The organism is Roseateles cavernae (assembly GCF_040187885.1).
GTDB classification, from domain to species: domain Bacteria; phylum Pseudomonadota; class Gammaproteobacteria; order Burkholderiales; family Burkholderiaceae_C; genus Roseateles_E; species Roseateles_E cavernae.
In genome coordinates this window covers 57,118-72,577 of the sequence record NZ_JBDPLH010000015.1, presented here as the reverse complement: position 1 = coordinate 72,577, position 15,460 = coordinate 57,118, and the positions used below count along the sequence as shown (strand labels likewise).

Annotated in this window: 15 protein-coding genes; 5 read left to right on the top strand and 10 right to left on the bottom strand. The window is 67.4% G+C overall.

Going from position 1 to position 15,460, the window contains the following annotated elements:
* Window positions 1–58 precede the first annotated feature (58 nt).
* Window positions 59–502, top strand: a complete 444-nt coding sequence (locus ABGI63_RS24305; protein ID WP_349745140.1) for a GNAT family N-acetyltransferase — start codon at window positions 59–61, stop codon at window positions 500–502.
* 243 nt (window positions 503–745) lie between these two features.
* Window positions 746–1,177 carry an SRPBCC domain-containing protein gene (locus ABGI63_RS24300; protein WP_349745139.1) on the top strand — a complete coding sequence of 144 codons (432 nt, stop codon included), beginning with the start codon at window positions 746–748 and terminating at the stop codon, window positions 1,175–1,177.
* A gap of 100 nt (window positions 1,178–1,277) precedes the next feature.
* On the opposite strand, the gene ggt is transcribed toward ABGI63_RS24300, so the two are convergent.
* From ggt to ABGI63_RS24255, 9 genes are all read right to left on the bottom strand, one after another.
* Window positions 1,278–3,038 (bottom strand): gamma-glutamyltransferase, encoded by a 1,761-nt coding sequence (gene ggt / locus ABGI63_RS24295; RefSeq protein WP_349745138.1) that lies wholly within the window; start codon window positions 3,036–3,038, stop codon window positions 1,278–1,280.
* Between the two features lie 291 nt (window positions 3,039–3,329).
* Window positions 3,330–4,391, bottom strand: coding sequence for a GGDEF domain-containing protein (locus ABGI63_RS24290; protein WP_349745137.1), 1,062 nt, complete (start codon window positions 4,389–4,391; stop codon window positions 3,330–3,332).
* Window positions 4,392–4,541: 150 nt separating this feature from the next.
* A complete protein-coding gene (locus ABGI63_RS24285; protein ID WP_349745136.1) occupies window positions 4,542–5,294 on the bottom strand; it encodes a sulfite exporter TauE/SafE family protein in 753 nt (250 codons plus the stop codon).
* Between the two features lie 85 nt (window positions 5,295–5,379).
* Window positions 5,380–6,783 carry a M20 family metallopeptidase gene (locus ABGI63_RS24280; RefSeq protein ID WP_349745135.1) on the bottom strand — a complete coding sequence of 468 codons (1,404 nt, stop codon included), beginning with the start codon at window positions 6,781–6,783 and terminating at the stop codon, window positions 5,380–5,382.
* Between the two features lie 23 nt (window positions 6,784–6,806).
* Window positions 6,807–7,637: an ATP-binding cassette domain-containing protein gene (locus tag ABGI63_RS24275; RefSeq protein ID WP_349745134.1), complete on the bottom strand. Its 831-nt coding sequence runs from the start codon at window positions 7,635–7,637 to the stop codon at window positions 6,807–6,809.
* Window positions 7,634–8,635, bottom strand: coding sequence for an ABC transporter ATP-binding protein (locus ABGI63_RS24270; protein WP_349745133.1), 1,002 nt, complete (start codon window positions 8,633–8,635; stop codon window positions 7,634–7,636). Before ABGI63_RS24270 ends, ABGI63_RS24275 begins: the two co-directional genes overlap by 4 nt.
* Window positions 8,636–8,645: 10 nt before the next feature.
* Window positions 8,646–9,542: an ABC transporter permease gene (locus ABGI63_RS24265; protein ID WP_349745132.1), complete on the bottom strand. Its 897-nt coding sequence runs from the start codon at window positions 9,540–9,542 to the stop codon at window positions 8,646–8,648.
* 6 nt (window positions 9,543–9,548) lie between these two features.
* Window positions 9,549–10,469 (bottom strand): ABC transporter permease, encoded by a 921-nt coding sequence (locus tag ABGI63_RS24260; protein ID WP_349745131.1) that lies wholly within the window; start codon window positions 10,467–10,469, stop codon window positions 9,549–9,551.
* Window positions 10,470–10,495: 26 nt separating this feature from the next.
* Window positions 10,496–12,016: an ABC transporter substrate-binding protein gene (locus tag ABGI63_RS24255; RefSeq protein ID WP_349745130.1), complete on the bottom strand. Its 1,521-nt coding sequence runs from the start codon at window positions 12,014–12,016 to the stop codon at window positions 10,496–10,498.
* Window positions 12,017–12,149: 133 nt separating this feature from the next.
* Here ABGI63_RS24255 and ABGI63_RS24250 point away from each other — a divergent pair, with 133 nt between their 5' ends.
* The 3 genes from ABGI63_RS24250 (at window position 12,150) to ABGI63_RS24240 (ending at window position 14,997) form a co-directional block, all read left to right on the top strand.
* Window positions 12,150–13,082, top strand: a complete 933-nt coding sequence (locus ABGI63_RS24250; protein WP_349745129.1) for a LysR family transcriptional regulator — start codon at window positions 12,150–12,152, stop codon at window positions 13,080–13,082.
* A gap of 175 nt (window positions 13,083–13,257) precedes the next feature.
* The gene (locus tag ABGI63_RS24245) at window positions 13,258–14,007 is read left to right on the top strand and encodes a DUF6345 domain-containing protein (RefSeq protein ID WP_349745128.1); all 750 of its coding nucleotides are present in this window, start codon (window positions 13,258–13,260) and stop codon (window positions 14,005–14,007) included.
* Window positions 14,008–14,055: 48 nt separating this feature from the next.
* On the top strand, window positions 14,056–14,997 hold the full coding sequence (locus tag ABGI63_RS24240) for a hypothetical protein (protein WP_349745127.1): 942 nt from the start codon (window positions 14,056–14,058) through the stop codon (window positions 14,995–14,997).
* Between the two features lie 66 nt (window positions 14,998–15,063).
* Here the strand turns inward: ABGI63_RS24240 and arsC are convergent, their stop codons facing one another.
* Window positions 15,064–15,408: an arsenate reductase (glutaredoxin) gene (gene arsC, locus ABGI63_RS24235; protein ID WP_349745143.1), complete on the bottom strand. Its 345-nt coding sequence runs from the start codon at window positions 15,406–15,408 to the stop codon at window positions 15,064–15,066.
* Between the last annotated feature and the right edge of the window lie 52 nt (window positions 15,409–15,460).

The window sequence follows — 15,460 nt, the reverse complement described above, 5'->3', positions numbered from 1 at the left end:
GACCTGCGCCAGCTACGCTGGCTGGTCCGTTTACCTTGTACGTTAAGCCGCACAACCAATGCCCCTCGCAGTCTCCACTCGCCTCGCGCTCCGAGAGGATACGGATTTCGCGTACTCACTTCGCGAGACAACCATGCGCGGTTACGTGGAGTCTACGTGGGGCGTCTGGAACGCCGACGAGGCCCGAGCTCAAATCACCGAGGACATTACCCGAGGTAGGCTGCGCATCGTGGATGTGAACAACCGAGCCGCGGGCATGACTCGAGTAGATAAGCATCCAACCCATATCGACATAAACCAAGTTTTCATACTGCCTGAGCATCAGGGTCAAGGCGTTGGCACCAAGCTCATAGAAGACGTCTTGCTCCTCTCCAGACAACTTGGCGTGCCGGTTCGGCTCTGGGTGCTTCGAGTGAATCCGGCCCAACGACTGTACGAACGCCTAGGATTCCGGGTGTTTGAAGAGACGGACGCGAGTCTGCATCTACAAAGTGGGGCGTAACCCCTCATTGCATCAGACCTGCGCCAGCTTCGCTGGCTGGTCCGCTGAATTCAAACGTTCCACAGCAAGAGAAAGCATGCCCTCAAGCGGGCCAGAGCACCATCCATATCACGAACTGACGCGCGGTCTAGCCCATCGCTCGAGCACCGGGCTCGCTACGGCGGTCCAAGCCGTTTCGCAGCAGTGATCCGGTTGGTTCGAACATGGGACTTCATAACCCACGTCCCACTCATTGGAGCTTGAATGAAAGTCACCGTATCCACCGTCGTCGCAGCCCCCATCGCTGAGGTCTGGCGCAGGTACAACTCGCCCGACGACATCAAGATTTGGAACACTGCGTCCCCAGATTGGCACACCACGGCGTCCACAGTCGATCTCCGTGTGGGCGGCAAGTTCTCATCTCGCATGGAGGCGAAGGACGGCTCCTTTGGGTTCGACTTTGAAGGCGAGTACACGCAGGTCACGCCGCACAAACTCATCGAATACACATTTGGCGGGCGGATCGGTTTGGTGGAGTTTTCGGAAGGCCCCACCGGTGTCACTGTCACGGTGACATTCGACAGCGAGGACAGCCACTCCGAGGAGGCTCAGCGCAGCGGCTGGCAGGCAATCCTGGACAACTTCGCACGCCACGTTTCGGCAAGCCAAGATCAATCGCCGCCATATGCTCGGTGACAGCCAATGATGCCTAAGTAAGGACGTTCCACGGCATCGGTCTGGATCTCGCGGCGGCTCCAACGCTGGAGCGCCATGGAGCCACGACGAGGTCCCCTTCTCAATACCCCAGCGCCAAGCCACTATTGCGCCGCGGATCATTGGCGCCGTAGAAGCGGTGCTTGCCGACCGGCTTGCCGCCCAGCGAGGGCGCGCCGATCAGGATGGCGGCCATATGGTTGGCGGGCTGCGGCGCGCCGAGCTTGTGGCCCTTGGCTTCGAGCAGCGCACGGGTGTCGGGCGAGAGCGCGAAGGTCTCGACATTGGTCAGGTCGGGCAGCCACTGCTGGTGAAAGCGCGGCGCGTCCACCGCCTCCTGCACCGTCATGCCGTAGTCGATCACATTGAGCAGCGAGTGCAGCACGGCCGTGATGATGCGGCTGCCGCCGGGCGTGCCGACCACCATGACCGGCTGGCCGTCCTTGCTGACGATGGTCGGGCTCATCGAGGACAGCGGGCGCTTGCCCGGGGCGATCGCATTGGCCTCGCCCTGCACCAGGCCGTAGATATTGGGCACGCCGATCTTGGCGGTGAAGTCGTCCATCTCGTTGTTCAAGAGCACGCCGGTGCCGGCGGCCGTGACCTTGGCGCCGAACCAGTCGTTCAGCGTGTAGGTCACCGAGACCGCATTGCCCCAGCGATCGGCGATCGAGTAGTGCGTGGTGTTGCTGCCCTCGTGCGGCGCGACGCCGGGCTTGATGTCCTTGGAGACGCCGGCCTTGTTCGGGTCGATCACCGCGCGGATCTGCGCGGCATAGGCCTTGTCGGTCAGCCGCGCGATCGGGTTCTTGACGAAGTCGGGGTCGCCCAGATAGCTGTTGCGGTCCACATAGGCGTGGCGCATCGCTTCGATCTGGTGGTGCACCGCCTGCGCCGAGCGGAAGCCCCAGTCCTTCAGCGGGTAGCCCTCCAGGATGTTGAGCATCTCGCAGATGATGACGCCGCCGCTGCTGGGCGGCGGCGCCGAGATCACGCGCAGGCCGCGGTAGTCGCACTCGATCGGCGCCATCTCGCGGGTCGTGTACTGGTCCAGATCGGCCTGCGTGATGATGCCGCCGCCGCCCTGGCTGCTCTTGACCAGGGCCGCAGCGACCGCGCCCTTGTAGAAGCCGGCCGGGCCCTGGGCGCTGATCGCCTTCAGCGTGCGTGCCAGGTCTTGCTGCACCAGCTTGTCGCCGACCTCGAAGGGCTCGCCGCCCTTCTTCAGAAAGATCGCCGCCGAGGCCGGGTCCTTGCGGAAGTCGGCGGTCGCGGTGCGCAGCATCTCGATATCGCCCTGGTTCAGCACAAAGCCCTGCTCGGCCAGCGCGACGGCCGGCGCCAGCAGGGCGGGGCGCTTCAGCGTGCCGTACTTCTCGCGCGCGTATTCCAGGCCCGAGACGCTGCCGGGCACGCCCACGGCCAGATGGCCGTGGGTGCTCAGGCCCTTGATGACATTGCCGTCCTTGTCGAGGTACATATTGGCCGTCGCGGCCAGCGGCGCCTTCTCCCGGAAGTCCAGAAAAGTCTTGCGCCCGTCGGCCAGCTGCAGCGTCATGAAGCCGCCGCCGCCCAGATTGCCGGCGGCCGGATAGACCACGGCCAACGCATAACCGACGGCCACCGCCGCATCGATCGCGTTGCCGCCATCCTTCAGCACATCGACGCCGACCCGGGTCGCCAGGTGCTGGGCCGAGACCACCATGCCGTTCTCGGCGGCCACCGGCGCGGCCGAGGCGGCCAGTGCTTGCGGCGCCCAGGCCAGCAGGCAGCTGGCACTGAAGGTGAGCAGCAGGGCCTGGCCCAGTCGTTTCGTGCTGCTCAAGGCATGGGGTTGAGTCATCGGGGCGCTCCTTGTTGGGACCCGTCGTCTGGACGGGTGGGGGTGCTTGGGGCTACGGGGCAGTGTAGGGCAGCGTAGCGCGCTCCCGGACCTTTGACAGACGCTTGCACCGGGGCGTGTCGCGACGGGTTTGGGAAAGTTCCAGGGAGCTTTGGGGGACGGCGTGGCACTCGGCCGACGACCGTGGCTTCACCCACCCATGCCCCCGCCTACCAACGTCGCCGGACTTGCACGCTGTTGTCGACCGGCCCCGGGGACAGGGCCTGGCCAAGCGGGTGCCGGCAGGACCGCTTATGCGATCACTACCGGGTCCGGGCTGGGGCTTGGCGCGGTCTGCTTGCGCTGACGCTTGATCTCGTACATCGCAGCGTCGGCCAGCCGGATGGCGGCCTCGGTCGCCATGCCGCCGGGTGCCAGGGCGACGACGCCGAGGCTGGCGCCGGCATAGTCCACGGACTGATCACCGAGCTGGAAGCGGCCCGCCGAGGCCGCGGCAAAGCGCCGCTGCAGCTCGGCCGCGGCGAGCGTGCCCTCACTGCCCGGCAGCCCTCCGGCCGCCAGGGCCGGGCCCGGCCCGAGCAGCACGAACTCGTCGCCGCCGAGCCGACCCAGCATGTCCGAGCCGCGCAGCACGGCCGAGAGCCGGCGCGCCATCTCCTGCAGAAACAGGTCGCCGCAGGCATGGCCCAAGCTGTCGTTGATCTGCTTGAAGCCGTCGAGGTCCAGCACGCCGATCAGCACGCTGCGGCCGTCGCGCCGGGCCTGGCTGAGCAGACGGGTCAGTTCCTCGTCCAGGGCGCGCCGGTTCGGCAGCCCTGTCAGCGCATCGCGCATCGCATAGTCCAGCAGCTGTGCATTGGCCTGCTGCAGCCGTTCGACCAGGCGCTCGCGCTCGATGAAGGTCGAGACCAGCTGCGAGAACAGCCGCATCACGGCCTCGGCATCGGGCGAGATGGCGACGCTGGTCGAACTGGCCGCACACAGCGTGCCCAGCAGTTCGTCTTCGCCGCCGCGCACCGGCGTGCTGACATAGGTCTGGATGCCCAAAGCGCGCGCCGCGTCCGAATCGCCCCAGCAGTCGGACACATCGCTGGTGCTCATGCGGCCCTCCTCGAGGGCGCGCTTGCACAGCGTGTCCGACCACGGCACGGTCAGCCCCTCGGGAATTTCCATCGACCCGCTGTTGCGGGAGAAGCGCACATGCTGTTGGCCGGCCTCGAGGTCGATCGAGGTCAGGTAGGTCGACTCCAGGCCGGTCACCTTGCCGAGCATCTCCAGCAGCGGGCGTGTCAGCTGCTCCAGCGAGCGAGCGGCGGGCAGGGAGACGGCGAGCTGGGCGACGATGGTGTCCACGGAAATCCTGGGAAGGGCAGTCAGACCCCAGATGTTCGCTCAGTCGGCGCTGCAAGCATGGCGGCTGTCACAGGATGTCACCTTGACGATGCGCTGATCGCCCAAATCGAGCCCGGCAGGCGTCGACAGTCGGACCACGCAGCGCTGGTGTCAGAGGCGCTGCAGCAGCTGCGGCACGGCCGAGGCCAGCAGGGCCAGTCCCGACAGCGTCAGCAGGCTCAGCACCAGACGGCGAAAGCCGGTCTCCGAGATGCTGCGGTACAGCCGCGCGCCGAGCAGGCTGGGCAGCAGCAGCGCGGGGGCGACCACGGCGAACATCGGCAGCATCTCGCCGGTGACGATGCCCTTGGCCAGATAGATGGCCATCGTGACGCTCAGCGCGGCCAGGTTGAAGTTCTGGATGATGGTGCGCTGCTTGTCCTTGGCGAAGCCGCGCAGGGTGCACCACAGGGTCGGTATCGTGCCGGTGAAGCCGCCGAGGCCGCCCATCATGCCGCCCAGCGCGCCGGCGATGCCGTCGGCGACGCGGCCGCCGCGCTGGATGCGGGGCAGGCTGGCGCTGAGCAACATCGCCGGACACCACAGCACCAGGAACAGGCCCAGCCCCGCCTTGAACCAGGGCACATCCAGCACCGGCAGGATGGCCACGCCGATCGGAATGCCGGCGGCACCGCCGAGCAGAAAGGGCAGCAGCGCGCGCCAGTCGAAGCCGCGCCGCACGGTCACGGCCGCGACGATCTGGCCGGTCAGCGAGCCGAACACCGCCAGCGAGGCGGCCAGCATAGGCTCCAGCGACCAGGCCCAGAAGGACATCGCGGTGAGGCCGAAGCCGAAGCCCGACAAGCCCTGCACAAAGCCGGCGACAGCGGCGCCGACCACGATGACAAGCCACTGCGCTTCCATGTGCGTCCATCTCCTCCTGAGGCAGGACCTGACCCCGGTGTGGGTCGGCCAGAGCCCAGTGTAGACAGCCGCCGTCTTCAGCCCCTCAAGTCCGCTGCCGCTGCACGGCCGGCCCTTCTTCGGCCAGGTCCCAGAACATCCCCGCCATGATCTGCAGCGCCTCGCGGCTCAGGTCGGCCAGGATGTGCTCGTTGGGCGCGTGCTGGGAGCAGGCCGCATAGGAGTGCGGCACCCACAGCGTGGGCAGGCCCAGGGTTTCGGAGAACACATCGTTGGGCAGCGAGCCGCCCAGATTGGGCAGCAGGGCTGGCGTCTTGCCGCTGCTGCGCTCCATCGAGGCCAGGCCCCAGCGCACCCAGGCGTCATCGGGGTCCAGCCGCGTCGCGGCCATGTGCACATCGGTGCCGCGCACCTCGACATCGTCGAAGCCCTGCGCCAGCAGGTGCTCGCGGATGTGATGCAGAAACTGCGCCGGATCGCTGCCGACGACATAGCGCATATGGCAGTGCGCGCGCGCCGTCGGCGGGATCGCATGCACCGGCATGGTCGGGTTGCCGCAGGTGAAGGCCAGGACCTCCAGGCTGTTCCAGCCGATCACGCGCTCGGTCGGCGTCAGGCCGGGCTCGCCCCAGTCGGGGTCGATCTCGGGATCGTCCGGGCCGCCGCCGACCTCGATGAGTTTCAGCGCGCTGCGCACGCTGGCCGGTAGCTCGGGCGGCAAGAGGCCCGGCACCAGGATGCGGCCATGCTCGTCGACCAGGCTGGCGATCGCATGGGCCAGGCGGATGCCGGGATTGCGCAAGAGGCCGCCCCAGTTGCCCGAGTGGTGGCCGCCCTCGCGCAGCTTCAGGTGCAGGTCGAAATTGAAGACACCGCGCGAGCCGAGGAACATCGTCGGCTTGCTGGCCGCAACGCGCGGGCCATCAGAGGCCAGGAAGAGATCTGCCTTCAGAAGCTCGGCATGCAGCGCGCAGACCTCGTTCAAGCCGGGCGAGCCGTCTTCCTCGCCCATCTCCAGAATGATCTTGACGTTGTAGCCCAGCGTGCCGCCGCGCACCGCCAGCACCTGCTCCAGCGCGCTCAGATTGATGCTGTGCTGGCCCTTGTTGTCGGCCGTGCCGCGGCCATACCAGCGATTGCCCTCGACGACGATGTCCCAGGGCTTGAGTCCATCGCGCCACTGCGCGTCATAACCACGCACGACATCGCCGTGGCCATAGGTCAGCACCGTGAAGGCCGCGCCGGGCTCGATGCGCTCGGCCAGCAAGAAGGGGCTCTTGCCCGGCACCGGGTTGTTGACGATGCGGGAGCTGAAGCCGAGGGTCTGCAGATAGGGTGCGATCTCTTCGTTCAGGTAGGCGTGCAGGATGGGCCCGCTGGCGGGGTCCTGGCTTTCGGTCTTGTAGGCGACGCGGCGCGCCAGCGTCTGCAGGAAGCGCCCGTCGTCGAAGGTGGCGAGGGTCTGGGCGATGGCTTGTTCGCGGCTCATGAGCGGAGTCTCCTTCAGAAAAATCAGGCGACCGCGACGCGGTCGATATCGGGGATGCCCAGGCCCGGCTCGGGCGTCAGCGCCGAGGCCAGCAGCATGCGGGTGTAGGCATGGGCCGGGCGGTCAAAGATCTGTTCGCGGGGGCCGAGTTCGACGATCTGGCCTTTGTACATCACGGCCACGCGGTCGACCAGATGCTCGACGACGCCCAGGTCATGGCTGATGAAGAGATAGGTCAGGCCGAACTCGGCCTTCAGGTCCATCAGCAGGTTCAGGATCTGGGCCTGGACCGAGACGTCCAGCGCCGAGGTCGGCTCGTCGCAGATCAGGATGTCGGGCCGCAGCACCAGGGCGCGCGCAATGGCCACCCGCTGGCGCTGGCCGCCGGAGAGCTGGCTCGGGTACTGGCCGTGCGTGCGCTCGGGCAGGCCGACCAGGTCCAGCATCTTCTTGACGCTGGCCTGCTGTTCGGCGGCCGTGCCGACCCGGTGCAGGCGCAGCGGCACGCTGACACTGTCGGCCACGGTGCGGCGCGGGTTCAGCGACGAGTACGGGTCCTGGAAGATCGGCTGGATGCGGCGGGCCAGCGCACGGCGCTCGCGCGGATTGACCTCCTTGCCATCGACCAGCACATTGCCCGCGCTGGGCTTGAGCAAGCCCAGCAGGATCTTGGCCAGCGTGCTCTTGCCGCAGCCCGATTCACCGACCAGGCCCAGCGTCTCGCCGCGGCGGATGCGCAAGGAGATGTTGTCCACCGCGGTGATCACGCCCGGCGCGCGGAACAGGCCGCGCTTGAGCTTGAAGCGCCGGCTCAGCGCGCAGAGTTCCAGCGCGATGTCATTCGCTTCGATCATGCGGCCTCCGCAATCAGGGCGACATCCGGGCGGGCCGACACGCAGCGCACGGTGTGTCTCTCATTGAGCGGCACATTCAGCGGCGTCTGCTGGCACAGGGCCTGCGCCTGCGCGCAGCGGTTCGCGAAGGCGCAGCCCTCGACCGGGCCGATCAGGCTGGGCACGACGCCGGGGATCGATTGCAGCCGGCTGCCGGGCAGCGTCTTGCCGCGCACCGGGATGCAGCCCAGCAGGCCGCGGGTGTAGGGATGGGTGGGGCGCGCGAACAGCTCGGCCACCGGCGCGGTCTCGACGATCTGGCCCGCATACATCACCGCGACCCGGTCGGCGATGCGCGCGACCACGCCCAGGTCATGGGTGATGAAGACCACCGCGGTGCCGAACTCCTGCTGCAGCTCGCGTATCAGCCGCAGGATCTGGGCCTGGATGGTCACGTCCAGCGCCGTGGTGGGTTCGTCGGCAATGATCAGCTCGGGCTCGCACATCAGCGCCATCGCGATCATCACGCGCTGGCGCAGGCCGCCGGAGAGCTGGTGCGGATACTGGCCCAGGCGCTCGGCCGCCTGCGGCATGCCGGCGCGCTCCAGCAGGTAGACCGCACGCTCACGGGCCTGGGCGGCGCTGACCTTGCGATGCGCGCGCAGCGCTTCGCAGAGCTGGTCGCCCAAGGTGTAGGAGGGGTTCAGCGAGGTCATCGGCTCCTGGAAGATCATCGCGATGCGGGCGCCGCGCAGCCGCGCCATCTCGCGCTCCTTGAGCCCTTGCAGGTCCTGACCGGCGAAGCGGATGTGCTCGGCGCTGCGCTGCGCCTTGCGCGGCAGCAGACCCATCAGCGCCAGCGAGGTCATCGACTTGCCGCAGCCCGATTCGCCCACCAGGCACAGCATCTCGCCGCGCCGCACCTGGAAGTCGATGCCGCGCACCGCGTGCAGCAGGCCCCGCTCGGTGGGCAGGTCGACGCGCAGGTTCTTCACGTCCAGCAGAACGTCCTCGCTCATCGCTCGCTCCTCAGTTGCGGCCATCGGGGGCCGTGATGTCCCGGATGCCGTCGCCGACCAGATTGATCGCCAGCACCAGCAGGGCCAGCACCAGGCCCGGGATCACGATGACCCAGGGCTGGAAGAACATATAGGCCTTGCCCTCGGCCACCATCAGGCCCCAGGACGGTGTCGGCGGCTGCACGCCCAGGCCCAGGAAGGACAGCGTCGATTCCAGCAGGATGGCGTGGGCCATCTCCAGCGTGGTGACCACCGTCAGCGCGCTCATCAGGTTCGGCAGCAGCTCGCGCAGCAGGATGTAGGGTGTCGATGCGCCCAGGGCCTTGGCAGCCGAAATGAACTCGGCGTCACGCAGCTGCTGGGTGGCCGAGCGGGTGACGATGGCAAAGCGGTCCCACAGCAGCAGGCCCAAGAGCACGATCACGACCTTCAGCGAGCCGCCCACCAGCGAGCTCATCGCCAGTGCCACCAGCACCACCGGCATCGCCAGCCGTGTCGTGATCATGTAGCTGACCACCGCATCGACCTTGCCGCCGAAATAGCCGGCCAGCAGGCCCATGGTCGTGCCGATCAGGCCCGAGATCAGCGCGGCCGACAGGCCGATCAGCAACGAGACACGCGCGCCGTACAGCAAGCGGCTCAGATAGTCGCGGCCCAGCTTGTCGGTGCCCAGCATGTGTTCCCAGGAACCGCGCTCATGCCAGACCGGCGGGATCAGGCGCTGGCTGATGTCCTGCGCGAAGGGGTCATGCGGCGCGATCCAGGGCGCGAACAGCGCGGCCAGCGCGATGGCGCCGAGTATCAGGCTGCCCAGGGTCAGGCCGTGATGGCCGAAGACGCGGCGCAACCAGCGCGGCAGCGCCGGTTTGGCCAGGGGCGCGGGGAGGGCTTGCGTGGTGGAGCTCATGGCGGCTTACTCCTTGGTGCGCATGCGCGGGTCGAGCGCGGCGTTCAGCACGTCGGCGAGGAAGGTCAGCGCGATGTAGAAGCTGGCGATGATCAGCACGACGGCCTGCACGACCGGATAGTCGTTGCGCGCGATCGAGTCCCAGGCCAGCTGGCCCAGGCCTTGCAGCGAATAGACCGACTCGATCACCACCGAGCCGCCCAGCATGAAGCCCAGCTCCACCGCGGCCAGCGCGACCACGGGGATGATGGCGTTGCGCAGCGCATGCTTGAAGACGACGCGGGCCGGGCTCAGGCCCTTGGCACGGGCGGTGCGGATGTAGTCCGAGCCCAGCACGTCCAGCATGCCGGCGCGCGTCAGCCGCATCAGCGAAGGCATCGCGTAATAGCCCAGCGCGATGGCCGGCAGCACGAAATGCAGCCAGCTCTCGTTGCCCGCGACCGGCAGCCATTGCAGGCCCACCGCGAAGATCAGGATCAGGGTCAGCGCGAACCAGAAGTTCGGCATGGCCTGGCCGACGACCGCGATCATCAGCGCGACGCGGTCGACCCAGCTGTCGCGATAGATCGCGGCCAGCACGCCCAGCGGGATCGCCACCGCGACGGCCAGCAGCAGAGCCACCGCGCCGAGTTTGAGCGTGATCGGCAGGCGCTCGCCGATCAGCTCCATCACGGTGTTCTGGAAGTAGAAGGAGCGGCCGAAGTCCAGCCGCGCCGCCGCGCCCAGCCAGTCGAAGAACTGCGTCGTGATCGGCCGGTCCAGGCCGTACTGCACGCGTATCTTCTCGATGTCGGCCGATGTCGACTCGGCCCCGGCGATCGCGGTGGCCAGGTCGCCCGACAGGTGTAGCAGCATGAAGCTGAGCACGGCGACCGTCAGCATCACGCTGCAGGCCACCAGCAGTCGGCGCAGGATGTAGATCAGCATGGCAGCACTCCCGGCTTGGTGGCTCTTTACTTCCAGCTCGCCTTGAAGAAGCGCGGCAGCTCGTCCGGCTGGGCCTCGAACTTCAGGTCCGAACTGAAGGCGTAGTTGGTCGAGTAGGAGAACATCGGGGCCCAGAAGGCCTCGGTGGAGATGCGCTGCAGCGCCTTCGCGTACTTGGTCTTGCGCTCGGCCTTGTCGACGGTGGCGTCGGCGGTCTGCAGCAGCGCGATGGTCTGCGGGTCCTTGGCGGTGTCGTCGGGGCCACCCTTGAAGTAGTTGCCGACGAAGGCGGAGGCATCGTTGATCGAGAACGAGCCCCAGGCCTGGAAGCTCAGCGGCGCCCGGCCCGAGCGCAGCTCGTTGCGCAGGGCCGGGTACTGAACGAAGTGCAGGCGCGCGCGGATGCCGACCTTGCGCAGGTCGCCGATGATGGCCTCGGCATAGTCGCGCTCGCGATAGGCCCAGAGGTCGGTGTCGAAGCCGTTGGCATAGCCGGCCTCGGCCAGCAGGGCCTTGGCCTTGGCGGGGTTGTAGTCGTACTTCACGACGCTCGTGGTATCGCAGCCGAACTGGGTGCGGAAGCAGGGCGCGTAGACCGGCTGGCTGCCGCCGCGCACCAGGTTGTCGGCCATGCCCTTGCGGTTGATCGCATGGTTCAGTGCCTGGCGCACGCGCGGGTCCTTGAAGGGCGCGCTCTCCGGTGTCGTGCCATTGTTGTTGATGGACAGGAAGCCCACCCGCATGGTCTCGCCGCTGAGCACGCTCATCTTGGGCATGACCTTGAAGGACTCGGCCTGGTCGGCCGGTACGCGCCAGATCCAGTCGACCGCGCCGGTCATCAGTTGGGCGGCGCGCGCCTCGGGGTCGCGGATCACGACGAACTTGACCGTGCCGATCTGCGGCTGGCCCAGCGGGCTGTCCTTGAAGTAGCTGGTGTTCTTGGCCATGGTCACGCCCTGGCCCGGTGTCACCGCGGTGATCTTGTAGGGGCCGGTGCCGACGGGCGCCTTGCTGAAGCCTTCCAGGCCGACCTTCTTGAAGTAGGCGGCCGGATAGATCGGCGTCGGCCCTGCCAGGTATTCGAGCGCGGCCGGGAAGGGCGTCTTCAGGTTGATGCGCACCTGGGTCTCGCTGAGCTTGACCACATCCTTGATCCAGTCGGTGTTCTGGCGCGTCGCGATCTTGGCGTCGGGGCCGGTCACGGTGTTGAAGGTGAACACCACATCGTCGGCCGAGAACTTGTCGCCGTTGTGGAAGCTGACGCCGGGCCGCAGGGTCAGCAGCAGCGCGGTCGGAGATTCCCACTTCCAGGCGGTGGCGAGCTGGGGCTTGTACTCGCCGGTCTTGGTGTCGCGATGGATCAGGGTGTCCCAGGCCATATTCGCCAGGATCACGCCCTCGCGCATATTGTTGTGATACGGGCTGACGTTCTCGACCTCGTTGTCCGAGGCATAGACCAGGGTGTCGTTGGTCTTGCCGGCGTATGCACTGAGGGGTGCGGCAAGCGTCGAAGACATCAGCAGGGCGGCGATAGCAGTCAGGCGCATGGCGGTCGATTCCTTCGTCAGTCCGGGCGAAAAACATCGCGATGTCGGCAAGAATGCGACCAGCGCGAGCTTTGCGCCATTTCCAAATTTCGAGGCCTGCGATGCCTAAAAGGCAAGCCAGGCGTTAACCCTGATGTCCAACAATCCCCTCATTGCCCGCCAGTTGCAGGACACCGCGCTGCGCTATTTCCTCGAGGTGATCCGCTGCGGATCGATCAGCGAGGCCTCGCAGCGGCTGAACGTCGCGGCCTCCTCGATCAGCCGCCATATCGCCCATCTGGAGGACCTGCTGGGCGCGACCTTGTTCGACCGCCATGCGCGCGGCATGGTGCCCAGCGCGGCCGGCGAGGTGCTGGCCGTGCACGCGCTGAAGTCGGCCCACGACGCCGAGCGCGCGGTGCACGACATCCAGGCGCTCAAGGGCATGCAGCGCGGCCGCGTGCACCTGGCCTCGACGGAGGGCTTCTCGATGGAGTTCATGCCGCGCCTGATCGCCGACTTCTCGCGCCAGCATCCGGGCATCCAGTTCCATCTCTCGGTCGACCCGCCGGCCGAGGCGACGCGCCGCGTGCTGCAGGGTGATGCCGACATCGGCATCACGATGAGCCGCAGCGCCGAGAAGGACCTGAAGGTCGAGCATTCGCAGCCCTCGCCGGTGCTGGCGGTGATGCGCGCCGGCCACCCGCTGACGCGCTTCAAGCAGGTCAGCCTGTCCCAGCTGCTGGCCTATCCGATCGCGCTGCCCGAGCAGGACACCACGGTGCGCCAGCTCTTCGACATCGCTTGCAGCCGCCAGCGCCTGAGCGTCGCGCCTATCCTGACCAGCAACTACATCGGCAGCCTGTTCGGCTTTCTGCGCCACCAGGAGGAGGGCGTGACGATCTCCGGCGAGATCTCGATCCGCTACCAGGTCGACCGCGGCGAGCTGGCCTGCGTGCGCCTGCGCGACCGCGGCCTGGATCTGCGCAATATCGTCGTGCAGACCTTGATGGGCCGCACGCTCTCGCATGCGGCCCAGGCCTTTCTGAAGTATCTGAAGGCGCAGCTGGCGGACTCGCCGCCCTGAGGCCCCGGTGCATGCACCAGATGCTGTCATGCAGACTGATGAAGAGCCGCGTGTGCGGCCTCCCTAGAAGCGCGGGTCCCCCAAGTTTGACCGTAGAGCGCGCGGCGCCACCTGCCTAGTCTGCACAGCAAGCCAGCGAATCCACGCTGGCTGCGGACCAGCCAAGGAGGCAATCATGGCCAGATTCGGCATCGAAGCCATTCGCTACTGCAACCACGCCCGCGCCGCCGGCGTGACCACATCGAGTGACCTGACCTACACATTCAACCGCGCCAACGGCTTCGACAGCAAGCTGCGCAGCGCCGGCCACGGCCGTGCGTTCTACTGGGCCAATACCGACTGCTGGGAGACCGACATCCGCGACAACGACCGCGGCGGCGGTGATCGCAGCTGGGTCGACGATGTCGATCTGTTCTGGATCGAGACCCATGGCAACCACACCGCCGACGGCCAGGCGCTGATGCTTTACGACACGCCGCAGACCGGCTGGTTCACCTTCTCGGGCGACTGGCAACTGGGCGAGAACTGGAACGCCGAATGGGTGATGGCCTATTCCTGCAAGACGGTGGATCGCAACAATGTGGCCGGGCTGTGGAACATCTTCAGCGGCCTGCACATCTACTGCGGCGCCTGGGAGAACATGTACGACGCCTGGACCACCGACGAGTGCGGCGAGGACGTGGCCCACAACCTGGTGCATGGCGACACCGTCTCGCATGCCTGGCATGACGGCGTCTCCGACTGGGCCGTCGACAACCACCCGATCACCGTCTGCGTCGGCGACGCTGCCACCTGGAACAACGGCAATGTCCGCTGGGACCTGAGCGCGCTCAATCGCGACCATCTGTGGGGCCATGGCAGCGTCGTGCCCGATCTGCCGCCCAGCCGCCAGGCCTGCCTGCTGTGGCGCTGGACCGAGGGCTGAGCACCGAAGGCTGACGCGTTCAACAACCTCTTACCGGACATCAACATCATGGACATCAATCAACTGATGGAATCGCTGGCTTCGTCCTTCAAGCAGGAGCTGCCCGCCGAGCTGGCCATCCTGGAGCTGCGGCGCAGCTCGGTCGACGAGCAGCAGCGCCGCCTGCGCAAGCTGCTCAAGGGCAGCAGCGAGGCTTGCGACCAGAACTTCGAGCGCGGCCAGTGGGAGACCTTCGACGACCACACGCTGGTGCGCCTGCCCGAGGGCGCCAGGGCCGTGCTTTACCACGCCAGCGGCGCCGTCAAGCTCAGCAGCGGGCTGGCGCCGATGGAGGCGCTGTTCAAGGAGACCCAGCCCAAGCAGCAGCTCGCCGATCACACGGCCAAGCTGCTGCAGTCGCTGGGCCTGCATGACGCGCTGGGGCGCGGCGAGACGCTGAGCTTCGAGCGGCTGTGGCAGATCAAGGCGGCCGCCACCGACCGCAGCGGTCATCAGAGCGAGCCGGTGCTGTGCCGCGCGATCGGCGCCTTCCGGCATCACATCGAGGGCATCCCGGTGCTGGGCCCGGCCTCGGCGGCGCTGCAGATTGCCGGCAACGGCGAGTTCGACATGCTCTCGACCCTGTTGCGCAGCCCCGGCGGCGAAGCGCTGGACCGCGCCAAGCCGCTGCACCCGGAGCGCGCGCTGCGCCAGCTGCTGAACCAGCTGCAGGCGAAGTTCGAGCTGCAGCGCGGCAAGCAGGACCGCCCGATCGACTTCGAGTGCCGCGAGGGCCTGCGTTTCGGCTATCTGAGCCTGTCCAAGCGCAAGGCGCAGCGCCTGCTGGCACCGGTCTATATGGCCACCATCGACGTCACCCACGACAAGCTGCGCCAGGGCCTGATCCTGGTGACCGCCGCGACCGAGAAAGAGTATCTGCCGCTGAACCCGCCGGGCCAGGAAAACCCGCCGACGCTGAGCAGCAAGACCGCCGGCAAGCGCTGCTGCTGAGGCCGGCCGAGGCCGGGCGAGTCGGCCGCCCGCTTGCTGGCGGCCGGCAGCAAGCGGCGCCGCGTCTCAGAGCCAGCCTAGCAGCAGCTCCGGCGGCCGGGCGATCAGCGCACGCCGGCCGTGCACAACGATCGGGCGCTGCAGCAGGATGGGGTGGGCGGCCATCGCGGCCAGCAGGGTCGGCTCGTCCAGCGACGGATCGGCCAGGCCGAGGCGCTGGTACTCGTCCTCACCGCTGCGCAGCAGCTCGCGCACCGGCAGGCCCAGCAGGGCCACAAGGCCCTGCAGCTCGGCCACATCGGGCGGTGTCTTCAGGTACTCGATCACCATCGGCTTCAGGCCCTGGGCCTGCAGCAGGGCCAGGGCCTCGCGGGACTTGGAGCAGCGGGGGTTGTGATAAATCGTGGTCAGCATGGCGCTAGGGTAAGCCATGAGGCCGCCGCTGCCTGCGCTCGCTACCCTC